This window comes from Streptomyces changchenzhani (assembly GCF_039766235.1).
In the GTDB taxonomy this organism is placed as follows: Bacteria; Actinomycetota; Actinomycetes; order Streptomycetales; family Streptomycetaceae; genus Streptomyces.
This window is the reverse complement of sequence record NZ_JBDHNH010000001.1, coordinates 116,884-139,599: the sequence shown is the minus strand read 5'-3', so window position 1 is coordinate 139,599 and position 22,716 is coordinate 116,884. Positions and strand designations below refer to the sequence as shown.

Annotated in this window: 17 protein-coding genes; 7 read left to right on the top strand and 10 right to left on the bottom strand. The window is 70.7% G+C overall.

The genetic code is table 11. The features are described from left to right. Positions 1-282 precede the first annotated feature (282 nt). On the top strand, positions 283-2,760 hold the full coding sequence (locus tag ABCR94_RS00745) for a D-alanyl-D-alanine carboxypeptidase (protein WP_347116985.1): 2,478 nt from the start codon (positions 283-285) through the stop codon (positions 2,758-2,760). A gap of 193 nt (positions 2,761-2,953) precedes the next feature. Further along, a complete protein-coding gene (locus ABCR94_RS00740) occupies positions 2,954-4,426 on the top strand; it encodes a glycosyltransferase family 39 protein (RefSeq protein WP_347116984.1) in 1,473 nt (490 codons plus the stop codon). Between the two features lie 290 nt (positions 4,427-4,716). On the opposite strand, the gene ABCR94_RS00735 is transcribed toward ABCR94_RS00740, so the two are convergent. The 5 genes from ABCR94_RS00735 to ABCR94_RS00715 form a co-directional block, all read right to left on the bottom strand. Next, a complete protein-coding gene (locus ABCR94_RS00735) occupies positions 4,717-5,799 on the bottom strand; it encodes a C40 family peptidase (RefSeq protein ID WP_347116983.1) in 1,083 nt (360 codons plus the stop codon). A 19-nt stretch (positions 5,800-5,818) separates the two neighbouring features. Next, positions 5,819-6,301, bottom strand: a complete 483-nt coding sequence (locus tag ABCR94_RS00730; RefSeq protein WP_347116982.1) for a poly-gamma-glutamate biosynthesis protein PgsC/CapC — start codon at positions 6,299-6,301, stop codon at positions 5,819-5,821. Beyond that, entirely contained in the window at positions 6,298-8,013 is a 1,716-nt protein-coding gene (gene pgsB, locus ABCR94_RS00725) for a poly-gamma-glutamate synthase PgsB (RefSeq protein WP_347116981.1), read from the bottom strand. Before pgsB ends, ABCR94_RS00730 begins: the two co-directional genes overlap by 4 nt. A 6-nt stretch (positions 8,014-8,019) precedes the next feature. Beyond that, the gene (locus ABCR94_RS00720; protein ID WP_347116980.1) at positions 8,020-10,263 is read right to left on the bottom strand and encodes a HAMP domain-containing protein; all 2,244 of its coding nucleotides are present in this window, start codon (positions 10,261-10,263) and stop codon (positions 8,020-8,022) included. A 199-nt stretch (positions 10,264-10,462) separates the two neighbouring features. Then, positions 10,463-11,677, bottom strand: coding sequence for a CapA family protein (locus tag ABCR94_RS00715; protein ID WP_521976418.1), 1,215 nt, complete (start codon positions 11,675-11,677; stop codon positions 10,463-10,465). Positions 11,678-11,726: 49 nt separating this feature from the next. On the opposite strand from ABCR94_RS00715, the gene ABCR94_RS00710 reads away from it, so the two are divergent. Further along, positions 11,727-12,650, top strand: coding sequence for a hypothetical protein (locus tag ABCR94_RS00710; RefSeq protein WP_347116978.1), 924 nt, complete (start codon positions 11,727-11,729; stop codon positions 12,648-12,650). A 61-nt stretch (positions 12,651-12,711) separates the two neighbouring features. On the opposite strand, the gene ABCR94_RS00705 is transcribed toward ABCR94_RS00710, so the two are convergent. From ABCR94_RS00705 to ABCR94_RS00685, 5 genes are read right to left on the bottom strand one after another with little or no spacing between them, the layout of a single operon-like run. Next, complete coding sequence (locus ABCR94_RS00705; protein ID WP_347116977.1) at positions 12,712-14,007, bottom strand: hypothetical protein; 1,296 nt, start codon at positions 14,005-14,007, stop codon at positions 12,712-12,714. Next, a complete protein-coding gene (locus ABCR94_RS00700; RefSeq protein WP_347116976.1) occupies positions 14,004-15,065 on the bottom strand; it encodes a GlnX family signal transduction membrane protein in 1,062 nt (353 codons plus the stop codon). The genes ABCR94_RS00705 and ABCR94_RS00700 overlap by 4 nt, the downstream gene beginning before the upstream one ends. After that, positions 15,062-16,492 carry a vWA domain-containing protein gene (locus ABCR94_RS00695; RefSeq protein WP_347116975.1) on the bottom strand — a complete coding sequence of 477 codons (1,431 nt, stop codon included), beginning with the start codon at positions 16,490-16,492 and terminating at the stop codon, positions 15,062-15,064. Before ABCR94_RS00695 ends, ABCR94_RS00700 begins: the two co-directional genes overlap by 4 nt. Beyond that, positions 16,441-18,762: a tetratricopeptide repeat protein gene (locus tag ABCR94_RS00690; protein ID WP_347116974.1), complete on the bottom strand. Its 2,322-nt coding sequence runs from the start codon at positions 18,760-18,762 to the stop codon at positions 16,441-16,443. The genes ABCR94_RS00695 and ABCR94_RS00690 overlap by 52 nt, the downstream gene beginning before the upstream one ends. Next, positions 18,759-20,528, bottom strand: coding sequence for a trypsin-like peptidase domain-containing protein (locus ABCR94_RS00685; protein WP_347116973.1), 1,770 nt, complete (start codon positions 20,526-20,528; stop codon positions 18,759-18,761). Before ABCR94_RS00685 ends, ABCR94_RS00690 begins: the two co-directional genes overlap by 4 nt. A 63-nt stretch (positions 20,529-20,591) precedes the next feature. Between ABCR94_RS00685 and ABCR94_RS00680 the strand changes: the two genes are divergently transcribed. From ABCR94_RS00680 to ABCR94_RS39000, 4 genes are all read left to right on the top strand, one after another. Then, positions 20,592-20,939: a trypco2 family protein gene (locus ABCR94_RS00680; RefSeq protein ID WP_347116972.1), complete on the top strand. Its 348-nt coding sequence runs from the start codon at positions 20,592-20,594 to the stop codon at positions 20,937-20,939. Between the two features lie 189 nt (positions 20,940-21,128). After that, the gene (locus ABCR94_RS00675) at positions 21,129-22,037 is read left to right on the top strand and encodes an adhesin (protein WP_347116971.1); all 909 of its coding nucleotides are present in this window, start codon (positions 21,129-21,131) and stop codon (positions 22,035-22,037) included. Further along, positions 22,025-22,366, top strand: a complete 342-nt coding sequence (locus ABCR94_RS39005; protein ID WP_521975891.1) for a transposase — start codon at positions 22,025-22,027, stop codon at positions 22,364-22,366. The genes ABCR94_RS00675 and ABCR94_RS39005 overlap by 13 nt, the downstream gene beginning before the upstream one ends. Positions 22,367-22,382: 16 nt before the next feature. Further along, entirely contained in the window at positions 22,383-22,571 is a 189-nt protein-coding gene (locus ABCR94_RS39000; RefSeq protein WP_521975889.1) for a zinc ribbon domain-containing protein, read from the top strand. Positions 22,572-22,716 lie beyond the last annotated feature (145 nt).

Below are 22,716 nucleotides of genomic sequence, written 5' to 3'. Positions count from 1 at the left end.
TGGGTGCTTCGTGATGGAACCGGCAGGTATGTCGTTCTCGTCTAGCGAGGCGGACGGGGGTTCAGACAGGACACTGGTACATGGTTCGGACAGTGTCCGTATGCGCGGGCGCGTAATGAGGAGGCATCGGTGGCGGGCGAGTCCCCCGACAAGTCGGAGCAGCGGAAGTCGTCGGGGGAGACGGCTGAAAGCGAGCGCGACCCGAGGCTTGCAGTTTTCCGGGAACCGGCCCCTCGGCCGAAGCCGGACGACCGCGTTGATCAGCCGACGGCGATTTTCAAGATGCCCGCGAATCCGGAGGAGCCCGAGAGCTCCCCGGGCGGCGACGCACGGCTGCGAGCGGCGGTGGCGGCGTGGGTCGCCACCGCGGACGAGCCCGATGATCCGGATAGTTCGGATAGGTCCGACGATCCGGATAGGGCGGAAGAGCGAGCGGGTGACGCGGACGCGGGTGCGGGTGCTGGGGCCGAGGGGGGCCGAGGGGATGCCGGTGGCGATGAGCCGCAGGCCGCCGACGCGGCCGACGAGCCCGACGACGAGCCGGCCGATGCCGACCCGGCCCCGGTCGCGGACGTCGACCCGGACCCGGACGTCGACCCGGACGTGAACTCGAACGTCGACTCCGGCTCCAGCTCCGACGCGGGCTCAGGCTCGGGCGCCGAACGGTCCGGTGACGTCGTTGCCGAGGGCTCCGAGAGCTCCGAGAGTGACGCCGCCGGGGCCACCAGCGTCCCCGAGGGCGACTCCGGGAGTGGTCGGGCGGCTACCGATGCCGACGAGCCGAAGGCCGCCGTGACGGCCGAGGAGCCCGTCGAGCCTGATGGGCCCGATGGCTCCGGTGAGTCGGCCGGTGCCGACTTGGACCGGGTCGCGGACGCGGAGGGCGACCGGGCTGTGGTCGGCGCCGGTGCGCCGTCCGGCACGGATGTCGACGCGACTCCGGACCCCGAAGCCGAAGCCGACGAGGCGCCGGAGGCCGGTGCAGGCTCCGGTGCCGCGCCTGGACGCGGGGACGAGCCGAAGGCCGGATCGGATTCCGAAGCCGGATCCCGTTCTGATCCCCGCTCCGATCCCCGATCCCGATCCGATTCCGGTTCCGCCTCCGGGCCCTCCTCACCCGCCGTGGACCAGCACACCGCCGTGTTCCGGGCCGTGCGGCCGGGCAGGTCCGTGGATCGGCCGACCACCGCGCTGAAGGCCGTCAGGCCCTCCGCGCCGGTGGAGCCGCCGGAGTCCGCCGCCGAGCGCACCAGCACCTTCGTGCCGCTGAAGCCCGACGACGTACGGCAGGCTCCGGCGAGGAAGCCCGAGCAGAAGCCGGAGGGGGCTCCCGCGGCCCCGCCCGCGCCCCCCGTACGCGCCCCGTCCGTACGCGCCCCGTCCGTACGCGCCCCGTCCGTGCCCGCCCCGTCCGCGCCCGCCGCGGTCCAGGCGATCCCGGAGGCCGAGCGGACCCGGCAGCAGCCGATGCCGCCCAGGCCGCCGCTCGACATGCTCGCCGAGCTCACGAACAAGCCCGCGCCGCCGGAGACTCCGGCGCGGACCGCCGTGCGGCGGGTCAAGATCTGGACGCCGCTGCTGCTTCTTGTGGTGGTCCTCTTTGCGGTCGCACAGTTCCTGCGACCGCTCCCCGCACCCGCGCTCGCGCTGACCGCGGACCCGTCGTACACCTTCAAGGGCGGCGCGCTCGACATGCCGTGGCCCTCGACGGGCCAGTCGGCCGTCGAGGTGCAGGGCGTCGGGAGCATCGGTACGGACGGGGCACAGAAATCCGCCCCGATCGCCAGTGTCGCCAAGGTCATGACGGCGTACGTGATCCTCAAGGAGCACCCGCTCAAGGGCGAGGAAGTCGGCCCGAAGATCACGGTGGACGCGCTCGCCGAGGAGCAGTCGAAGTCCCCGGACGAGTCGACCGCGTCGATCAAGGAAGGTCAGGAGTTCACCGAGAAGCAGATGCTTCAGTTGCTGATGATCCCTTCCGGGAACAACGCGGCGCGGCTGCTGGCCCGTTGGGATGCCGATTCGGAGGACGCGTTCGTCAAGAAGATGAACGACGCCGCCAAGGACCTCGGCATGAAGAACTCGACGTACACCGATCCGAGTGGCTTCGAGAAGACGACGGTGAGCACCGCGACCGACCAGCTGAAGCTGGCCAAGGCGGTCATGCAGTACGACGTGTTCCGGGGCATCGTCGATCTGCCCGAGGTCGAGATCCCCGGCATCGACGGCAAGATCTACAACAACAACAACATCCTGCTGAACCCGGGCGTGAGCGGCATCAAGACCGGCTCCACGACTCCCGCGGGAGGCAACCTCGTATGGGCCGCCGACACGATCATCGACGGCAAGAAGCGCCGGATCGTCGGCGCGGTCATGAGCCAGCAGACCGAAGGCACGCTCGACGCCAAGCTCCAATTGGCGCTCACCAACAGCCTGAAGCTGATCCAGGCCGCCCAGCGGGACGTCACATCGGCCACGGTCGTGAAGAAGGGTGAGGTCGTCGGGTACATCGACGACGGGCTCGGCGGGCGGACACCGGTCGTCGCGACCAGGGACCTGAAGGCGGTCGGCTGGCCAGGACTGAAGGTGGAATTGGCCATCTCCGACGGCGGGAAGACGCCACCGCACGCCGCGAAGGCGGGCACGGAGGTCGGACAGCTGACCGTCGGCACCGGACCCGGCCAGGTCAAGGCGCCGGTCGCGCTCCAGAAGGACCTCGTGGAGCCGGCCTTCGGCGACAAGCTGACCCGGATCGGCTGACCGCTGTGGCGGGAGCGGACCCTCGGGGCGCAACCCCGGGGGTCCGCTCTCGTACGCTCGACCATTACTGTGGAGCGCTCCCGCCGCACTCCACGACGTGTGCGTCCACGATGTGTGCGTCCATGACGTGTGTGGAAGACGCGCGCAGCCGGCAGACAGCTGTCCCTCACAGGAGTTCGTCATAGGTACCACGGTGAACGTCTCCGAGGCCGTTGTCGCCGGACGTCGTGTGTGGACGTCCCGTACCGTCGCGGCGCTGGCGCCGCTGACGCTGACACTCGCTCTGGGGCTCTGGGGCATCAGCAGGCAGGGCAGCGTCTGGCGGGACGAGGTCGTCACGTACGACATGGCGCACCGGACGCTCCCCGAGCTGTGGCACACCCTGCAGAACTTCGACGCCGTGCACGGTCTGTACTACCTGTTCATGCACGGCCTGTTCGCCGTGTTCGGCGGGGACACGACCACCCTGCGGCTGCCGTCCGTCCTGGCGACGGCCGCCACCGCCGCGGGGATCGGGCTGCTCGGGCACCGGTTCGCGGGGCCGCGGGCCGGTCTGTTCGCCGGGCTGGTCTTCCCCATGATCCCGGCGGTGCAGCAGTACGCGCAGGAGGGCCGCTCGTACGCGCTGGTGTGCGCGATGGTCACCTGGGCCACCTACCTCCTGGTGAATGCCGCGTCGGGCCCCACCCGGCGGCGGTGGATCGCCTACACGCTGGTGGCGCTGACGGCGTGCCTGCTGCACGAGTTCGCCGTACTGATGCTGACGGCGCACGGCGCGACGATGCTGCTCTCGGACGTGCCGCGCGAGGTGAAGCGGTCCTGGAGCGTGGCCGCCGCCTGCGTCGTCGCCGGACTTGCCCCGCTCGCCGTCTTCAGCATGGGGCAGACGGAGCAGGTCCGTTGGATCATGTGGCCCGACCCGGTGCAGCTGGTGAGCTTCGTGATTCTCGCTGCCGTCGGCCTGCGCTGCGCGCGCGCCCCGGTGCGCGTCGGCGGCCCGATCCGGCTGCGGACGATCGCGGTGCCGCTGCTGATTCTGCCGACGGTCTCCCTGCTCCTGGCGTCCCAGCTCAAGCCGATGTACGTCGACCGGTACGTCCTGTATTACGTCATCGGGTTCGCGCTGCTCGTCGGGGCTGCGCTGGACCGGGCGTTCCGCCGCCCGCCCGAGGGGCAGGCCCGGCTGCTGCGCCGCCGGATCAGGCTGCGTGCGCTGACGGTGGTGGCTTTCCTCGTGGCGGTGCTGCCGGTGGGGATGCATCTGCGGAGCCCGGAGAGCCGCGCGGACGACGCGATGGCGGTGACGCTGGCGGTGCGGGAGGCGGCGAAGCCCGGTGACGGGCTGCTCTTCACGCCGGCCCGGCGGCGGGTGTGGACGCTGGCCGAGCCGGAGCAGTTCCGGGCCTTCCCCGATCTGGCGCTGGCGAAGGTGGTGGACTCGTCGGACTCGCTGTACGGCGAGGAAGTCTCCGCGCCCCGGATCCGGGCCCGGATGCTGGCCACCGAGCGCATCGTTGTGCTCGGTGATCCGGACGGGGATCCGGTGGACGAGACCGCGCAGGAGGTCGTCAAACGGACGACGCTGCGGGAGCACTTCGAGCAGTGCAGCAGCCGGGAGGTCACCGGGGCGCGGGTCATGATTTACGCGCGGCCCGGGCGGTGTTGAGGGGGCGCGGGTGCCGTGGGGTGGGGGCGGGTGCGGGTTGCCTGCGGCGCTGTACCCCTACCCGCCCCTTCCCGCTGTGTCATTGTGCGGCTGCCGCCGCGTGGTGGGGCTCCGCCCCAGCCCCCGGTCCTCAATCGCCGGACGGGCTGAAGATGCGCAGCATCCGGGAAACTTTCAGCCCGTCCGGCGATTGAGGACACGCCCGAAGGGCGTCCCGGGGGTCTGGGGGCCTGCCCCCAGTTCGGGAAGGGGCAAGGTAGGCGACAAGCCCCGCAGGCCCCCCCGTCCGCCTACAGCCGCTTGGCGCTGCGCATGGTGCTCGCGTAGTAGCCGTTGCCGTCCAGTCGCGAGGTGCCGCCCTTGTCGCCGATGGTCGGCCCGTTGACCTCTTCGCGGCTCGACACGAAGATCTTGTGCCCGTCGGTGTCGTGGCCCATGTACATGCCGACGTGGTCGAGCCGGTCCTTGGTGCGCGCGTCCAGCTTGAAGAAGACCAGGTCGCCCGGTTGCAGCACGTCTATGGACTTCGGCCGGTCCTTGGGCCCGAGACCGGCCAATTTGAGGACGTCGGTGCCCAGGTCGGAGCGGGCCATGCCGTTGGCGGTGCGCGGCAGGCCGTCGCCGAGCTTGTCGGTGGCCATCAGCGGGAAGCGGGCCCGGTAGCCCAGCACGGTACGGATGAAGCCGGAGCAGTCCATGGAGCGGGCGCGGATCGCCTCGGGCTGCACCGTGGTGCCGTCGCGGAAGGTGTAGGAGATGCCCAGGTAGTCGTAGAAGTCCGACTCCTCCAGGCGGTAGTCGTTGCCCGGACTGCCGGTCGGGTTGATCGGGCCGAAACTGGCGTCACCGGCGTACGAGGTGCCCTCGTCGTCCTTCTTCACGGGCGCCTGGTCGACGTACTGGAAGGCGATCGCGAACAGGTCGTCCTCCTTGCTGCCGGAGAACTCCTTGAACCAGTCCTTGAACCACTTCTCCCGCTCGGCGCCCTTGATCCACGGCTCCGGCATCAGCCGCACCCAATTCTCGGTCACCACGCGGGACTTGGTGCCGGTGGGCTCCGTGAAGGTGCGGCTGGGACCGGTGAGAGTGGCGGTGCGCGCCCCGTCGGTGAATGTGGCCTGTACGCCGCCGTCCTCGCCGCGCAGCACGGTGCGGGCCGGGCTCTTCAGCCGCTCCCAGGTGACATCGCCGGAACCCGGGTCGGTGCCCCCGGACCTCAGTGCGGGCTTGTCGGTGACGGCCTGCACGGCGGGCGCCTTGGCCTGCTCCTCCTTGCGGAGTTCGACGGTGAGGTACGCGCTGGCGGCGAGCAGGGCGATCACGGTCGTGGCGTGCAGTACCGGACGGGGACCGCGTTTGGGCTTCGCGCTCATGAGGAAACTCCGGGGTCGGTCAGGCGGACGGCAGGGCGCCGAGCAGGATTCCGGCGGTGAGCAGGACGTAGGCCATCAGCGTCACGGAGCCGGTGGCGAGGATCGTCGCGCCCTTGGGCTGGCGGACGAGCTGATACGCGATCAGGCCCGGCACGATGAAGCCGAGCGTCTGGTTCGTGTACATCAGCGGGAACTCCAGCTGGAGCACGATCATCAAGGTGGCCTGGAGCAGCACCCCGATGAGGACCACGGTGGAGAACAGCCGCTTTCCGTAGAGGATCACCAGCCGCTGAACGAGCAGTGTGGTGACGTACGTCAGGACGGTGACACCCACCACCATGGCGGCGCGCTGGAGATCCTCGACGAGGGTCAGGGCCAGCCAGCCGGGGGTGATCATCCCGCCTGGGGAGAGATTGGTCGTCAGATAGCAGACCAGCGAGAACATCAGGCCCACGGCGATGCCGATCGCGGCGATCTCGGGCGTGAGGACGGACGGGATCAACGGGGTTCTCCTGGGTTCTGCTGCTGAGCCGGGGCGGGCGGCCTGACCGGCTCGAACATGCCGCGCGGGGGAGGGGGCCCGGCGGGGCCGGGCGGGGTGTCGTTTTCGGTGGGCTGCTGCGGGATCTGCGGCCAGGGCGCGAGGCGTTGCTCCTGCGGGCCGGATTGTTGGTCCGGGTGCAGGGCGGACTGCGGGCCGGACGGGGTGGCGGGCGGCGGGACGGCGCGCAGGGGCTGCTGGGGCTGGTAGCGCGTCTCGTACGTCTCCGAGTACGGCTGGTACGGGTCGATGCGCGGCGTGAGCTGCTGCAGGGCGAGCGTCTCGTCGTGCCGGACGGGGGCCCTCTGCGCGGGGACGGGCGCTGGCGTGCGCGTGGCGGCGCGTGGGCTGCCGTCCGCGCCGCCTGTGGTGAGGCCTGCGGTGAGGCCTGCGGTGATGCCTGTGGTGGTCTCTGCGGAGGCGGGCGCCGGGACGTGCCCCGTTCCCTGCGGCCCGCCGACCGGCGTCTCGTCCGGGGCTCCTTCCGGCGTCTCGTCCGCCGGCAGCTCGGTGAGCTGCTCAAGCAGCAGTTCGCCCTGCCCGTGGATATTGCCGATCGCGACGAGCGACGAGTCGGGGCCGAGCTCCGCGAGCATCCGGCCCATGAACTCCGCCGGGTCGCGGCGGTCACCGCCGAGGTCGACCGCGCAGTGCCGCCAGTCGACCGGGATCGCGTCGATGGCGCTCTTCGCCGGGTGCCCGATCACAAACACCTTGTCCGGCTGGAGGCCCGGGATGATCGCGCCCATCTGGCCGTTGCGCTCGACCCGGTCGGGGCGGCAGTTGATGACGACGTTCAGCGGGCGCTTGATGGCGCCCACGTCGAGCAGCTGGTTGATGTTCATCAGCGTCGACTCCGGGTCGTTCGCCGCGAAGACGTTCGCGAAGCGCAGCCGCTTGCCGTCCTCGGTGCGGTACCGCTCCACGGAGAGGACACCCGGGTCCGGCGGGGCGTCGTACATGCCCCGCAGTGCCGTCTCCCGCTCCACGCCGAGGAGTTCGGCGACGGTCAGCGCGATGGCGACGTTCTCCTTGAAGGTGAACCAGCTGAAGCCGCGCAACTCCTCGTCGGAGACGATCTCCGGGTCGGCGTACATCAGCTTGCAGTCGCGGGCGTCCGCCTCCTCCTGAAGGATGTGGAAGCGGTCCTTCTCGGCGGTGATGCAGATGCCGCCCTCCGGCATGGAGCGCGACAGCGAGCGCGCCACGTCGTCGAGGGTCGGCCCCATCTCGGCCAGGTGGTCCTCACGCACATTGCACAGCACACCGATCGTGGAGCGGATCAGCTTGCTCTGGTTGATCTCCTGGAGCGCCGGCATGACGGCCATGCACTCGATGACCAGGGCGTCCGGGTCATACGCGGCGGCGCGCCGGACGATGCCGATCTGCTCCACCACATTGGCGATGCCGAACTTGCGGTAGACGGGCTCCTCGGTGGCGTCCGGGTGGATGAACCTGGCCGCGGTACCGGTGGTCTTGGCGACCGTGGTGAGACCGCCGCCGCGCAGCGCGCCCGCGCACAGCCGGGTGATGGAGCTCTTGCCGCGGATGCCGTTGACCAGTACCCGGGACGGTATGCGGTCCAGGTTGGTGAAGTGCCGCCGCTGCTCGACGATGCCTGCGACCAGCAGAATGGCGCAGCACACCAACAGCACGGTGTAGAGGAAAAGCACGGCCGATCAGTTCCTTCCGGCCAGAGCCGCGCCGTCGCGCTTGCGCTGCCCCTGCAGTTGCTGCCTGATGAGTTCCAGGCTGCGGATGACGGCGCCGACCTCGTCGTGGTGGCGTGGATAGAGGATGGTGCGGCGGTCACCGGAGGCCAGCGCCTCGGCCTGGTCGGCGAGGGCCCGGAGCGGTCGTACGACCACGATGTACAGCCAGCCCAGACAGGCGGCGGCCGCGGTGAGGCCGAGCATCCCGGCGAGCACGGTGCGGTTCTGGAGGCTGTACTCGGGGATGTCGAGGCCCGACGCGGGCTGCCAGCTGACCACGGTCCAGCCGAGGGACTTCGCGGCGCCGCCGCCGACGAAGGGGGCCGCCGCGGCGATCTGCTGCCCGTTCGCGCCGCGGTAGAGGACTCCGCTGGGCCGCGGGCTCATGCCGACCTTCTGGTTGGCGCCCTGGACGAGGGTGTCGATCCGCCGGTCGGGCAGTTTGGTGAAGGCCTGGTAGCCGTTGTTGCTGCCGATGATCCGGCGCTCGGCGTCGACGACGCGTACCTCGCCCAGACCGGGCCGCGAGAGCAGCGAGTTCAGGAAGTCGATACGGAACTCACCGACGACGGCCGCCCCGTCGCGGCCCGGGATTTCGGCGTACCCGGTGATGACGGGTTCCTTGGACGAGTGGTCGAGGAGGGTGATCGGCTTGGTGCGCGGGCCCTTGCCTGCCGGGTTCCTGGGCTCCTTGCCGGCGCGGGCGAGCACTTTGCCGTCGGGGGAAAGGACGTACAGCGATGCGTAGCGCAGGTGCTCGGTGCGGGTGTGCTCAAGCACGGTGGTCATGTCGGCCGGTGTGGTGCGGTCTCCGATGAGGGAGGCCACGGACAGCAGGTCGGCGTGGCCCTCGTTGAGTGCGCGACGTACCCGGTCGGTGAGGGTGTCGGTGCGCTCACGCTGGTCGTTCACGAGCTGTTGCGGTACGACGGCGGTGGATTCGGCGCGGTTGAGGAGCAGCAGCATCGGTCCTGACCAGGCCAGCAGCAGCGCGGCGCAGACGACGAGCAGGCCGCGGGCGCCGATACGGCGCAGCCCACGGGCCCGCCGGGGCTGCTCGGCGGCGTCGCCGGTGGGCGTGCTCCCAGCGGTGAGTTGGCGGCGCAACTGCTCCAGGGCGTGACCGATCCGGGCGGTCTCTCCGGTCGCCGGGACGGTCACGGGCCGGGTCAGATCGCCGCGGGTGAGCCGCCGGCTCTCCAGGAAGAGCCGGAGCAGGGGGCGCTGCACCGTGCCGAGGAGCAGGGCCACGGCCAGGATGCCGACGACGAGCAGGACGCCCGCGGTGAGCAGCCCGACGAGCGGCCGGGTGATCTGCCGGGGGTCCTCGGTGACATTGACCTGCGATACGACCGTCAGGCCGAGGCCGGAGGCTGCGGTGCTCTCGCCGGCTTCGGGGGCGGCGAGCGTGGCATAGCCGGCCACCGAGCGCTCGCCGTCGATGGCGTCCCCGGTCAGGCTGCCGCTGACGCCGAGGAAGCCGCCCGATCCGGGTTCCTTGGTCTTCAGGGGATGCTGCTCGGCCTTCTTGGCGGAGAGCCGGGCGAATGTACGGAGCTGCTTCTTGTGCTGCTTCGCCTCCTCCAGGACCGTCTCGGAGAGGATCTGTTCCGGCGCGAGGATGCCGTCGCTGCTGAGGACCTCGCCGGCCGAGTCGACGACGGCGATGACGCGGAACTTGCCGAGGCTGACGCCGGGGAACTTCAGGCTGTTGGAGGCGATCAGCAGTTGCTGGGGCCGGTCCTTCCAGGACAGCAGGGAGAACGTGAGCAGTCGTGTCTCGCCGTTCTCCAGCCGCACCATCCGTGGGACGAGCCCGTCCTCGTCGGAGAGCTTGCCGAGGTCCACGGCGGTCAGGGGCACGTTCTCGCCCCGGGTGGCCTTCAGCTTGCCCGACTTGATTTCGACGATCGCAGTGCCGCGCCACTTCTGGTACACGCTGCCGAGCTTGTCCAGGACCGCGTCGGCGGAGACGGGATCACCCGCGTTGAAGAGGGTGGCGGTGTGGTTGAGGTCGGTGATGCTCTCGTCCAGGGAGGCCCGCAGGGCGACGGCCCCGTCCTCGGCGAAGTGCTGCTGGGAGGTCATCACCGCCTCGGGGAGGGCGTCTTCGCCCGTCCTGCCGAGCGCGAGGGCGGTGATGCCCGCCAGGGAAACGAGCAGTGCGGACAGCACCGCGATGGGCGGGCGTATGCCACCCAGTAGCGACATGTCGGCTCTTCGTCGAGCCTTGTGTCGCCGCTTCGCGCGCGAAGCGGCCATGAGAGTCCCTCTTCCTGGACATTTCTGATCGGAACGGTCGCGTGAGGCGCGGTACGCGCGCATGTCCGACCGAAAGATGACGACCCGTGATCGCCGTGAAGGGTTGTACGGAAGGGGCGAGATGCGATGTGAATTGCGTCTCGCACGGTCAGCCGGGCGGCTCCTGTAGTGCTTTCAGTCCGTCGGAGCCGCCATTGCGATTCAGTAGGGTTCCCTCGGTCCGCTCGAAGGCCAGCCGGTAGCGGGAGCGCTGCTGCGGGCTGAGTCCCTTGCCGTCACGCAGTGCGGCGGCCACGTCCACCAGCCGGTGGTCACGCACCCCGCCGTCGTCGGCTGCCGCGTCGTCGGCTGCCTCGGGATCCTCGGGGTCGGCCGGGATGTCGATGAAGGTCGGTACGTACCGGGCCTCGACGTCCCAGTCCCCGCCGCGCTCGGTGAACTCGAACCAGCCGATCACCCCCTCCTCGGACAGCCCGCTCGGCACCTCGTGCCGGGCGAGCTGGTTGCCGAGGCCGTACGCGATCCAGGTGCCGTCGACCTTCTCCATCGGCTGCACCACATGGGCGTGGTGGCCGATCACCAGGTTGATGCCGGTCCGCTCGGCGATCTTCCGGGCCAGGCTGAGCTGGAGGGCGTTGGGTGCGGGCTGGTGCTCACGTCCCCAGTGGATGCTGAGGATCACCACATCGGCGCCGGCCTTGCGTGCGGCGTCCTCCGCGGCGGCGATCTTCTTGAACGAGGTCTGGTTGGCCAGCCAGGGCTTGTCCTCGGGCACCTCGCGCCCGTTGAAGCCGCCGGCGAACGAGAGGTGGGCCACCTTGACGCCCTTGATGTCCATGATGAGCGGCTTCTCGGCCTCCGCCTTGCTGCGGGCGGAGCCGGTGTGCTGGAGACCCGCCTTGTCGAGCGTGTCCAGCGTGTTTTTCACCCCGCCCGGCCCGTGGTCCAGCGAGTGGTTCGACGCGGTCGAGCAGGTGTCGTAGCCGATGCGCTTGACCGTGTCGGCTATCTGCGGCGGAACCAGGAAGTCCGGGTAGCTCTGGAAGGGGCCTTCCGGCTTGCCCAGGACGGGCTCCATATGGCAGATCGCCAGGTCCGCCTTGCTGATGACGGGCTTGACCCCGGCCATGATGCGGCCGAAGTCCATCGCCTTGCCGTCGGCCGCTCCGGCGTCCTTCTTGGCCTGGTCCGTCAGCTCCGGGTGGACCAGGATGTCGCCCGCCGCGGCGACGGTGAACGACGGACCGTCCGCCCCGGCGGCGGCGTCCGTGTCCATGAGGCCGCAACCCGCCGCCAGCGGTGCCAGAAGGGCCAGAGCGACGGTGCGGGACAGGGCGGGCAGACGTGAAGATTTTGTCACGATGATATTTTCACCGTTTATGACGTCGATTCCGACCACGAAGATGACATTTTTGACAACTTTGCTGGTCGCGGCGGTGATTTTTGCGGGAGTTGCTCTCACCACAGCCGTACAACGGGACGATTCCCCCGAAGCTCGCAAAAGCCCCACTCCCTCCCGTACGCATACCGAAATCGACCTGGCGCGTCGTATCACCGGCTTCGCCACCGACACGGTTGCCGAAGCCGGATACAAACCACCGCGCCGGGTGGAGCGGCGCACGGTCGCCGAGGGCGTCGGCCTGCTGGTCGAGGGGCGGCGCAAGGAAGCGGACCGCAAGCTCGCCGAGGTCGATTTCGGCATACGTACGCTCACGGACAGCGCCACCGGGCGCAGGTTCGCCGAGGTCGCCGATCTGGCCGGGGAGGACGCCCGCGGCTGGGGGCGCGTGTACGTCGGCCTCGACGGCCCGGTCCGCTGGTCCGTGCAGGTGCCGCACCCCGTCGCCGACGCCGACAGTGAGCAGCTCGGCGCGGGCGTGCTGACCGCCGCCCCCGGAGGCGTCATGGTCCTGGCGGGTGCGCACCGCACAGCGGGCGAAGGCGACGCAGCGGATGTGGCCCACCGGCGCGACACGGTCTTCCACGCGGTCTGCGCCGAGCTGACCGGGCGCAGCCTTCCAGGCATCCAGCTGCATGGCTTCGCCGACAGCACCGAGCCGGACTTCGACGTGATCCTCTCCATGGGCGCCGGCACCGAGGGCCGCCAGGACGCCCGCCGCCTGGCCCGTGAGCTGGGCGACCGGGACTTCGACGTCTGCCGGGCCTGGGCACACAAGTGTGTGCTGGAGGGCCGGACGAATCAGCAGGGGCGACTGGCCTCGGACGAGGAAGTGCCCTTCCTGCACGCCGAGTTCAGCCGGTCGGTCCGGTCCGACGAGGCCGGCATCGGACGGGTGGTGGCGGCGGTACGGACCGTGGTGGCGGGATGGGCCTGAGGGCAATCGCCCCGCACGGCGCTTGAGGACACGCCCGCACCCCGCAGGACCGGCCCCCTACCTACGGCGTCGCGCACACCGAAGGGACCTGCGGGGTCGCGCTCTTGTGCTGGCGTCCCCGCTCGTCTTCCAGCAGTTTCAGCAGGCTTTCCAGCGGCGAATCCCGGTCTTCCGGGGCGCTCAGGTACCCCAAGTAGTCCAGTACCGCCCGGTGGAACGCCCCCACCAGATTCGGCGGCATCGCGTCCGACGCGTCCACGCACAGCTGTGTCGCGCTCCGCAGGGTCCGGTCGACCGACCGGTTGCCCCACTCCTCGCTGTACTTTCCGACGGAGACGGGGAAGAACGGCCGGTTGCGTTTGTCGCCGTTGCCGTTGTCGTCGCCGTCGCCGTCGGCGTCGCTCGCCCAGGCCGTTCGGGCCTCCTTGTCGGTGAGGAAGGTGAGCAGCTTCCGCGCCTCCGCGCTGTCGCGGAACATGGCTGCCATGTCCCCGGCCACCTCGTACGCGCGTCTGTCGTTGGCGAGTTCCCGGACGGCGTCGGTGGTGGTGACGAAGCGGACCTCGGGGCCGTACAGGCCGCGGATGAAGCTGCCCTGGTGCTCGCGCGTGCAGCCAGCGGCGGGCGGCGGCTTCAGCAGGCCCTTGTCGTCGGTGGCCTTGAAGTTGTTGGCCAGCGCGTCCTTCGCCTGGTCGTGACTGCCCGCGGTGACGATCCGGCCCCACGTCTTCCAGGCGCTGCGTACGTGGTCGTCCTGCCAGGACAGCGCGCCGGTCGCCCAGTTCTCGTACACACGGGGGCCCGCCTGTTGGAGCAGGATGTCCTCGATCCAGTCGCTGCCGGGCCAGCCCGAGGTCGCGCCCGAGCCCATGCCCAGGCACCAGTCGCCCTTGGTGGCGGGGCGGTCCGGGTAGTGCCATACGACGCTCTTGAGGTCGATCTTGACCGGGGTCCAGTAGGTGTTCGTACGGCCGTCGACGCTGAGCTCGGGGGACCAGGGCGCGGGGGAGCGTTCCCGTACGGCCTTGGGGAGGGGGACCAGTTCGCCGTCGTGCGCGTACTTGGTGAGCTCGCCGAGGCTCGGCAGGATGGCGATGTCGGGCGGCGAATCGTCCTGCACCTGGGCGAGGAGGGTCTCGCGGACCGAGGTGGTGCCCTCGTAGATGAAGCCGATTCTGTGCTTGTCGCGGAACAGTTTGAGCACCGCCTTGAAGCTCTTCCCCTCGTCACCGGTCCACGGTCCGAGCACAATGACCGCGGGTGCGTCCTCCTTCGAACAGGCGGCGGACGACAGGGCGAGACCGGCCAGCAGGGAAACGGCGAGGGCGAGGCGTACGTACTGCGCTGGGGATTTCATCGGCGACCACCTCCGGGCTTGCGCGGATACGTGTACTGGGCGAGGTGCGACTGGAGCGTCAACAGGACAACCCCCGCCATCAGCACGCCCGCGAGCGGAACGAACAAGGTGACCCGCGCCCAGCCCACGGCGTCGTACCTGGACAGCCTCTTGGCCATGTGGCTCTGTGCTTGGTCGATCGTCGCCATAGGTCGCGCGGGCTCCAGCCCGGCGGCGATGTCGCGGACGGCGGCCTGGTATTTGTGCGCCTGCAAGGTGCCGAAGCCGAGCACCGGAAGCGCGGCCAGCAGCAGCGTCACCGCTGCCAGCGGGATGCTCAGCCGCAGCCGGAAGCGCCGCCGCAGGAAGAACTGGATGCCCACCAGCCGTACGCCGAGCAGCAGGCAGCTCACCACGGCGATCGGCCAGGTGAGCCACGGCGCGATTCCCCACTCCTGCTGACGCTTGAGCGCCTCGCTCTGAGTGAGCTTGAGCTTGGCGATCCGGTCCAGCACGCCGGACGGGTCGGACATCATCTCATCTGCGTAACTGAGGATCGCGAGGCTCAGAACCGGCTCTCTGTACCGCGTCTGCGCCCCGTCGATCCACTTGGCGTAGCCGTCGACGAGCCCGGACACGATGCGCAGCTTCTGCCGGTCCTCGCGTCCCAGGGCGTTGGTCCGGCCCGCCCGGTCCAGGCTCTGACGGGCCTCGTTGAGCAGGCTCGCGTAGTCGTCGCTGTAGCTCAGGATGTCTGGCTCCCTCGGGTTCTCGGTCAGGCCGGCGATGTGCTTGCCGGCCGTCGTGTGCGCCATCGCCAGAAGGGTGTGCGCCCTGGCGAGTTCGACGACGGCGGGTCCTGTGCGGTCGCTGATCGCCAGGGTGTCGCGGTGCACTTCGTGGTACGCGCTGAACAGCGCGGTGACGGCCAGCGTGGTCAGGGTGAGCAGCCACAGCAGCTGACGGCGCAGGTACCCGGCCGTGCTGACGCTGCCGATGCCGGTGGCCGAGTGCCAGCACCGGCGGACCGACCGGCGGAGCGGCTGCCGGACCGGGCGGCGGACCGATTGCTGAATCAACTGGGCTCCTGCCGGGGCTTGTCCGGGGGCAGGAGCGTGCTGTGGGCGCGCAGCACCATGGCCGAGTTGATGTCCAGGGGCCTGATGTCGGGGCGGATCTCCACCTCGCCGCGCTCCGCGTCGATGATCCGTACGACATCGGCGAGGCGTTGCAGCATGGGCTGGTTGCCCATGGCGTGCGCGCGCCGCACAGCCTCGCCCCACGCGGCGCGCGCGCCCGCCGGGTCACCGGCTCGATGCGCGGCGCGGCCCTCTTCGAGGCCTCGGACGAGGGCGTCGTGGTGGGCGTAGTGCAGGACCTTGGGGTCGTACTGGCTGTAGAGGTCGTGGCGGCGTGTCCAGCGGACCAAAATGGGCTGTGCGCCCGGCAGTTGGAGACCGTCCCCGGGGTCCGGGTCGCGCACCACCTTCACGTCGGCCAGCCACAGTGCCCGGTCGACGGGCTCGTCGGGCGTACGGGAAGCGGCGACGCACACCAGGTACTCGCGGGTCTCGTGGCGCCACGGCGGCGTACGGAACTCCAGGCACCGCTCGCCCGCCGCCACGCCGCCCGCGAGGAGGTCACGACGCGTGGGATGGACCTGCTGGACGGTCAGCGGGGCGCTGCCCGCGCGGTGGGTGATGCGCAGCCGCAGGCCGGTGATGTGACGGGCCGCCGACTCGGCGGTGACGGACAGGAATTCGCCGGGGAGTGCGTCGAGGTCGCGTACCGCGTCGGCCTTGCCGTCGAGGCTCTCGGATACCAGCTGTAGCTCGTCGGGGTCCCAGTCCTCGCCGATGCCACGGGTGTCGCAGGTGAACAGGCCGGCGCAGGCGCTTAGTTCGGCTTCGAGCGTCTGGTGTCTCTCGTGCTCGTTGCGGCCGTCGCTGAGCATCAGGGCGTGCCGGACGGCGGCCCCGGGCCCGTTGCCGAACAGCTCGCGGGCGAGAGCGAGCCAGCTGCCGATGGCCGTGCCGCCGCCGGGCACCAGACGGGCGACCGCGTCGCCGGCCTCCTGCCGGGTGGTGGCGTCGGCGCGGGCGAGCGCGGCGGGCCCGGCGGACTCCGGCGGATACAGCAGCTCGGCGGTGTGGCGCCCGGCGACGATCGCGAAGTACGTGCCGTCGGGCAGCGCGCCCACGGCCTCGGCGACGGCGTCCTGCGCGGCCCAGAGCTTGTCGCGCGGATAGCCCATGGATGCCGAGCAGTCGAGGAGGAAGACCTCGGCCCTGGGGGGCGGCGCGGGCGGCGGGGTCGGCAAAGCAGCGCTCGCTCGAACGCCCCCTTCCGTACCCGCGTCCCGGTCCGCCGCCGGTCCCACGGTCACCGTCACCACCGCGCACACGCGGGTGCCGCCCTCGGCGCCGCGGTCCGCCGACACGTCGGGCTGCTGGCTCACTTCGAGGGAGACAGCGCCCGGCGGATCTTCTGTGTCGTCCTGAGCCATGTGTGCTCCTTGTGCGTCCACCGCAAGGGGCGGATCTCATTGGCCAGATCGAGGAGTGCGCCGTGCGTCCTCGCGTCGTCGGCCTGCTCGGAGAGGGACCGGTACGACTCCTCCAGACGTCTGCGCAGTCGGTCCTCGGTGAGCTGCTCGTCCTGTATCCGCTCCCTCAGCTCGGCGAGCCGCCGCTCCTGCCCCCGGCCGTCGTCGTCGCCGGCGCGCGGTGCGCAGAGCCAGTCGAGGACGACCTCCCGGATGTGGGTCTGCAGGCGCAGCACGGCGTGCCGGTCGGTCAGCCCCTCCTCCTCGTGCAGCCGCAGGACCTGCCCGAGGGCGGCGGTGATGGACTCCAGCGGCGGCGGGGTGTTCTCCGGGCCGCGCAGGCCCGCCGTGATGCGTACGATCGCGGTCCGCGCGGCGGTGCGGTGCCGTGAGTCCTTCGGTACGTGGTTGAGGATGGCCAGCGCCCTGTCCCGTTCGTCGCGGGCGAGGTGTATGCGGGCGAGCCCGAACGCGGCGCTGCCCATCGAGTGGTTGCGCAGCCACACCGCCTCGTAGAAGCGCATTGCCCGGTCCGTGTCGCCCAGTTGCTCGTGGCAGTAGCCGAGGGCGAGCTTGGGCCCGAACTCGCCGGGGAGCGCGCTGTAGACCGCGTCGAACTCCGTGCGGCCATCGGCGATTTGGCCGGAGGCGAGGTGCAGCAGCCCGCTGTGCCAGTTGAGCCGCCAGTCGTGACGGGCCATGGGGCCGATCAGGGCGCGGGCCCGGTCGAGCTCGGTGCGGGCCGCCTCGCGGTGGGCGGAGGCACCTTCCGCAGGAGCCTGAGCCTGTTGCGGGTCCCGATCGGGGCGCCGGGCGAGGCCGAGGTGCAATCGGCAGCGCAGCAGGTGCAGTTCGGCGGACGGCGTCCAGTCGGCGAGCAGTTGCAGCAGGCCCGGCGCGTCGTTCGCGGTCCGCGCCAGGGAGTGCGCGTGCGGGTCGTCCGGATCGGCCTTGGGTACGGGCAGGCCCACGGCGACCTCGTCGGGCGACGGCGGCGCCGCCGTGAGCGACAGGCGGTGCGTGCCGTACGTCCAGGACTCCAGGGCCGGGGCCTCACCGAGTGTGCCGTCCAGCGCGGCCGATACGGGCTCGAACAGCCGGGACGGCTCGTAGGTCTCCTTGCCGAGCCGAAGCGAACGCAACTCCCGGATCACCCCGCGCAGTTGCACCGACATCTCGTCGGCCGTCGCGAACCTCGCCCGGGGGTCGTCCGCCGTGGCCCGCCGCAGCACCCGCTCCAGGGACTCGGCGCCGAGGCCGGGCGCGGGATGGCGGGCGGCGTCGGTCAGCTCCCGCAGGGTCATGCCGACGCTGTAGAGGTCGGACTGGGGGTGGGCGCGACCGTCCGGGGGGACCTCAGGTCCCTTGTAGAAGTCGGTGTACGGGCCGGGCGCGCCGAACTCCCGTACCCCACCGACATCGATGATCTTGATGCCGTCCCCGCAGTGGATGACATTGTCCGGCTTCATGTCGCCGTAGACCTTGCGCTCGTGCTCGTGGAGATAACCGAGCGCGTCCAGGATCCGGATCCCGTAACTCATCACGAACTCATGCACCCGGGCCCCGGAGAACGGCGCCTCGTCGCGTGCGATGCGCTCCGCGATGCGGTGCAGCGCCATCCCGCCGGCGAACTCCATCACGATGTAGTCGGTGCCCGACGGGCGGTGGGTGGCGTAGTTGATGACGCGGATGATGTCCTTGTGGTTCAGGTCGGTGAGGTGCCGCCGCTCGCGCAGCGCGACCTCGCGGGCCAGTTGGCTGTGCGGATTGCGCAGGCCCTTGAGCGCCACAGGACGGTTGTAGAGCTGGGCGTCCTCGGCGAGATAGACCCAGCCCAGGCCGCCGTGCGCGATGGGCCCGATCACCTGGTACTGGTCGGCCAGTACGTCGTCGGCGGACAGCTGGGGCCGCAGCGCGTACGGCGTACCGCAGCTGCAGTGCCCCTCGGTGGCCACGACGCCGATCAGCTCCGTGCAGTCGGGGTTGCCGCAGCTCATGACGTGCGACGAGGGCTGCTCGTCGACCGGCTCGACGAGCAGAGCCGGGTCGGGGACCTCGACGAGGGGCAGGTCCATCAGCCCTTCTTCGGCGCCGGACACGACGAACTGCTCGGCCCCCGGCTCCCTTTCGACGACGCCTCCCGCCTCCTCGTCGACGGGCAGGCCGGTGCGGTCGCAGAATCCGGTCTCGGTGACCCGGCCGGTGCAGCCGACGTGCGGACAGGGCCTCACCGCCGCGCCCCCTCGGGCCCGCCGGGCAGCTCCTCAAGTGCCGTGCGGGCGGCCCGTACGAACCGGTCGACCGCCCCCTCGGCCTCCGCCGGCTCGCAGGGGCCGCCGGTCAGCAGTCGCTGAGCCTCCCGCTGTTCCTGCGCCACCGCCTCGGTGATGCGGTGGGCGGCGAGCCGGGCCCCGTACGCGTCGAGCAGGCCACGCAGTTCCTGGTGGCGGGCGAGCTGCCGGGCGAGCGTGCGGTGGCCGGTCTCCGCCTCAAGCAGGGCGGCCTCCACGGTCCTTTCGACGTAACTCAGCTTGACGAGGAAGCTCGTGGCGCCACGCTCGGGATCGGCCGCGAGGCGGACCGCCTTGAGCTCCAGGTCCGGTGCGTAGCGCGAGACGGACGGCAGGGGGCACACGCAGGACATCGCGCGCCTGCGCAGATCCCGCGCGAGCTCCTCGGTGCGGGCGAGCCTGCCGATGCGCAGTCCTATCCGCTCCAGGCGGCGCTCGGGGTGGTCCGGATCGAGGAGGAGTTCGCGGGTGCGGTCCAGGGCGGGGGAGTCGTGCCGGCGGAAGACCAGCAGCAGCCGTCCACCGCGCCGGGCCAGCGTGTGCAGCAACTCGACGGTTTCCACCGGCCGCAGGGCCTCGTCCAACCCCTCGATCACGGTGGTCAGCGGCAGGGCGTCGGCCGCTATGCGCTCCGGCATCGGCTGCGGCCCCGGCCCGTCCAGGCCCATCCCCTCCGCGATCTCGTCGGCGACCTGCGCCGGGGTCTTGCCCCGGGCGTCGACGGCCAGATCGAGGCTGCCTGCGCGTGGCACACTGCCTTGCCCATTGTGCCCGTCGGGCCCGTTGGGCCCGTTGCTCCCGTCGTGGACGGGCCCGGCGACCGAGGTGCGGGGGGAGCGCTCGCGGTCGGCGAGGGTGAGCGTGGTGCGCAGGGCGAGCGCCGCGTCCTTGTCGGCCTCCCGTACGAACGCGATCTCCACGTCGGCCATCGTGTCCTCGCCCGCCAGCCAGCGGGTCAGCCAGCGCGCGAAGCCACGGTCGGGGCCCGGGGTGGCGGGGTCGGCGGTGAGGGTCTGCGGGACGACCTGGCGGCCGGTCGCGTACCGGTCGCGCACCAGCTGGAGATGTTTGATGACTGTGGCGGTCGGGATCATGTAACCGTGCCGGTAGTGCGCGCCGTCCCGCTCGGAGTCGAGCTTGCTGACGACGATGCCGATGACGCGCCCGGTGCGGTTGTCGACGACTCCGGCGCCGCTGAAACGCCGCATCAGGGTGTCCGCCTCGACGACCGGGTCGATCTGCACCCACTCGTCCCCCGGCCCGCCGTTGCCCTTGATGAGCGCCTCCGACCACTTGCCGCCGGTGATGCGGGAGGGGTAACCGGCGAAGTGCACCCGGCGGTTCCAGATGGTCGGCAGCCGGTGGAGGGTGGTGGCGCGCGCGGCGGCGGGCGGTGGTCCGGCCAGCCGCAGCAGGGCGAGATCGCCGCTGTGATCGTCGGCGCGCGGGACCCAGTGGCGCGGCTCGACGAGGGCCCGCAGCCCGGTCCCGGCGGCGCCGCCGGAGCCGGGGAACTCCACGGTCACGGACGGCAGATGCTCGTCGGTCCCGGGGATCCGGATGACATGCGCGCAGGTCAGCACCAGCCCGTCCCCGAGCAGCACACCGGCACCGAGCACCTGCTTGGCGCGGTCGGCGCTGCGTAATCGAACACGCCAAGTCTCTTGATCAGTACGGAAGTTGTTCTCCGTATTCGACTCCCCCATGCTGTACCAGCATAGTCGCAGTGGGTGACAATGGGGCGTCGGATTCAGTGGGGGGATGTGGGCATGGTGAACACGAACGGCACTGCGGACATGGCGAACGGCACGGTCGCCGGCGCGGGTCTGGCGGATGTGATCAGCCAGGTACGGGCCGAGCTTGAGGAGGCCCAGCGCCGCGGCAGCGCGAGCGGAATGCGCTTCCGGGTGCAGAAGGTGCAGCTGGAATTCGCCGTCCAGGTGCGCCGCGAGGGCAGCGGAAAGGGCGGCCTGCGCATCGGCGTGGTCACCGCGGAGCTCGGAGCCACGGTCTCCAAGGACACCACCCACCGCATCCAGGTCGAGCTGGAACCCCGCGGGCCGGGCGGCGAGGGCCCGCTGGACATGGGCGGGCCGGGGAGGGACGAGGAGGGCTGAGTCCTGCCCCCGGGGCAAGGTCAATCGTGGGTGTTCCCTGCCTCGAAGTGGTCACCTCGTGCATAGTTGGTCCACTTGGCTTACTGTCCGACTGTTCAGGATGTTGATCGGGTCGCTCGGGTTGATCGGGTCGCTCGGGTTGATCGGGTTGCTCGGGTTGATCGGGAAGTACGGCGCGAGAAGGTCCTCATGGTGTGCGAACGGTGCGGCGGCGGCCGCAGGGGTGTGCTGCCGGGCATGGTCTGCCCGGAGTGCGGGGCGGGTGCGGACGGGGGGCGGCCCGCGGACGGGTGCTGGGTCGCCCGCGAAACGGTCCTCGGGCGGTTATCGACCCTCACCCGCGCGCGAAAGGTGTGGGTGGCCACGGGAGTCGGGGTCGCGCTGGCCGTCCTGGTCGTGTTGGCGACCCTGCTGACCGACTCCGACGGCGGCGGTACGGACGGGCCCGTGGGCAACGCGGACGACGCCCCCGGCGGTGCCCCGACCCGGATCGGCCCGACCGGGCAGGAGCCCACGGAGTCCACCCCGGCCCCCACCTCCCGGGCCCCGAAGGCCCCGGCCAAGCCACCGCCGCCCGCGCGCAGCCCGTCGTTCACGGCGTGGGCGGGTCCCGGCTGTTCCCCCGGGCGCTACCGCGAGTTCGGGCGCTTCGAGAACGGCATCGCGGCCTGGTACACCGTCAAGTCCGGTGGTTTCAAGGGTGGTTCGTGCGACGGGCGATTCAGCGCCGTGCCCATGTCCGGGGCCACGGACAAGGACCGCGGCAGCAGCGCTGTCTGGTCCTGGGAGGTCGGCAAGGGATTCGAGAAGTGCGGGCTCGCGGTGTTCGTCCCCAAGAGCGCCCGAGACAACGATGTCGCGGGAAATCCCACCTTCTACCGTGTCCTCGCCGACCCCAACGAGGAGAAGTCCTCGTACGCAGCGTTCGCCGTGCGCCAGACGGTACATCGCGGCACCCTGGTACAGGTCGGGAGCTATGCGGTCAAGGGTGAGCGGATCGCGGTTCAGCTGATCGACCGCGGCCGGGACTGGGGGGATGCGTCGCTGGTGGGGGCCCATCATGCGGCGGCCCAGATGAAGTTGACGTGCCGGGGCTGAGGGCGGCGGCAGAGGCGCGGACCGGTCTGCCGGTGTCCGTGCTTGTCGTGCTGCACATCCCGGCCGGCTCGAAGCCGCACAGCAGGCCCTTGCCCGGTTCCCGCGAGTGCGCCGCGGCAAGCGGCACCGCCAACCACCGGCGGGCGGTGGAGAAGGTCTCCGGCCTGCACGGCAAGGTCCGCCGCCAGCGTCTCGACCACGCGCACAAGGCCGCCCTCGCGCCAGTCCGCGAACACGACGTCATCGCGCACGAAGACCTCAAGATCCGCAACATGAGCAAGGCCCCCGCACTCAGGCCCGCCCCTGACGATCCTCACCGCCAAGGCTGAAAGCGCCGGACGGGAAGTGATCGCCGTGGCCCCCTGCTACACCTCCAGGCAATGCCCCGAATGCGGGCACACCGCCAAGGAGAACCGGCCCACACGGGAGAAATTCCACTGCGTTGCCTGCGGCCACCGGTCGCACGCCGACGTGGTGGGTGCGCTCAATGTTCTACGGGCCGGGCTGGTCCGTCGTAACGCCAACCAGGCATAGCGAGAAGCCCCCTCGCTTACGAGAGGGAGGAGTCACGTCCACAATCTCGCCACAATACCGCCACTTACCGGTCCTGGAGCCGGCAAGTGGCCCAAGGGCCTTCAGGGGGACCGGCCGCAGTGCCCGGTCGGGGCTTTACCGGCCT

Bases quoted from the DNA above. Each gene is read 5' to 3' on its own strand.
- ABCR94_RS00745 (WP_347116985.1), top strand. From the start codon at position 283: ATGCCCGCGAATCCGGAGGAGCCCGAGAGCTCCCCGGGCGGCGACGCA.
- ABCR94_RS00735 (WP_347116983.1), bottom strand. From the start codon at position 5,799: ATGAGCGCGAAGCCCAAACGCGGTCCCCGTCCGGTACTGCACGCCACG.
- ABCR94_RS00720 (WP_347116980.1), bottom strand. From the start codon at position 10,263: ATGTCGCTACTGGGTGGCATACGCCCGCCCATCGCGGTGCTGTCCGCA.
- ABCR94_RS00705 (WP_347116977.1), bottom strand. From the start codon at position 14,007: ATGAAATCCCCAGCGCAGTACGTACGCCTCGCCCTCGCCGTTTCCCTG.
- ABCR94_RS00695 (WP_347116975.1), bottom strand. From the start codon at position 16,492: ATGGCTCAGGACGACACAGAAGATCCGCCGGGCGCTGTCTCCCTCGAA.
- ABCR94_RS00685 (WP_347116973.1), bottom strand. From the start codon at position 20,528: ATGGGGGAGTCGAATACGGAGAACAACTTCCGTACTGATCAAGAGACT.
- ABCR94_RS00680 (WP_347116972.1), top strand. From the start codon at position 20,592: ATGGTGAACACGAACGGCACTGCGGACATGGCGAACGGCACGGTCGCC.
- ABCR94_RS00675 (WP_347116971.1), top strand. From the start codon at position 21,129: ATGGTGTGCGAACGGTGCGGCGGCGGCCGCAGGGGTGTGCTGCCGGGC.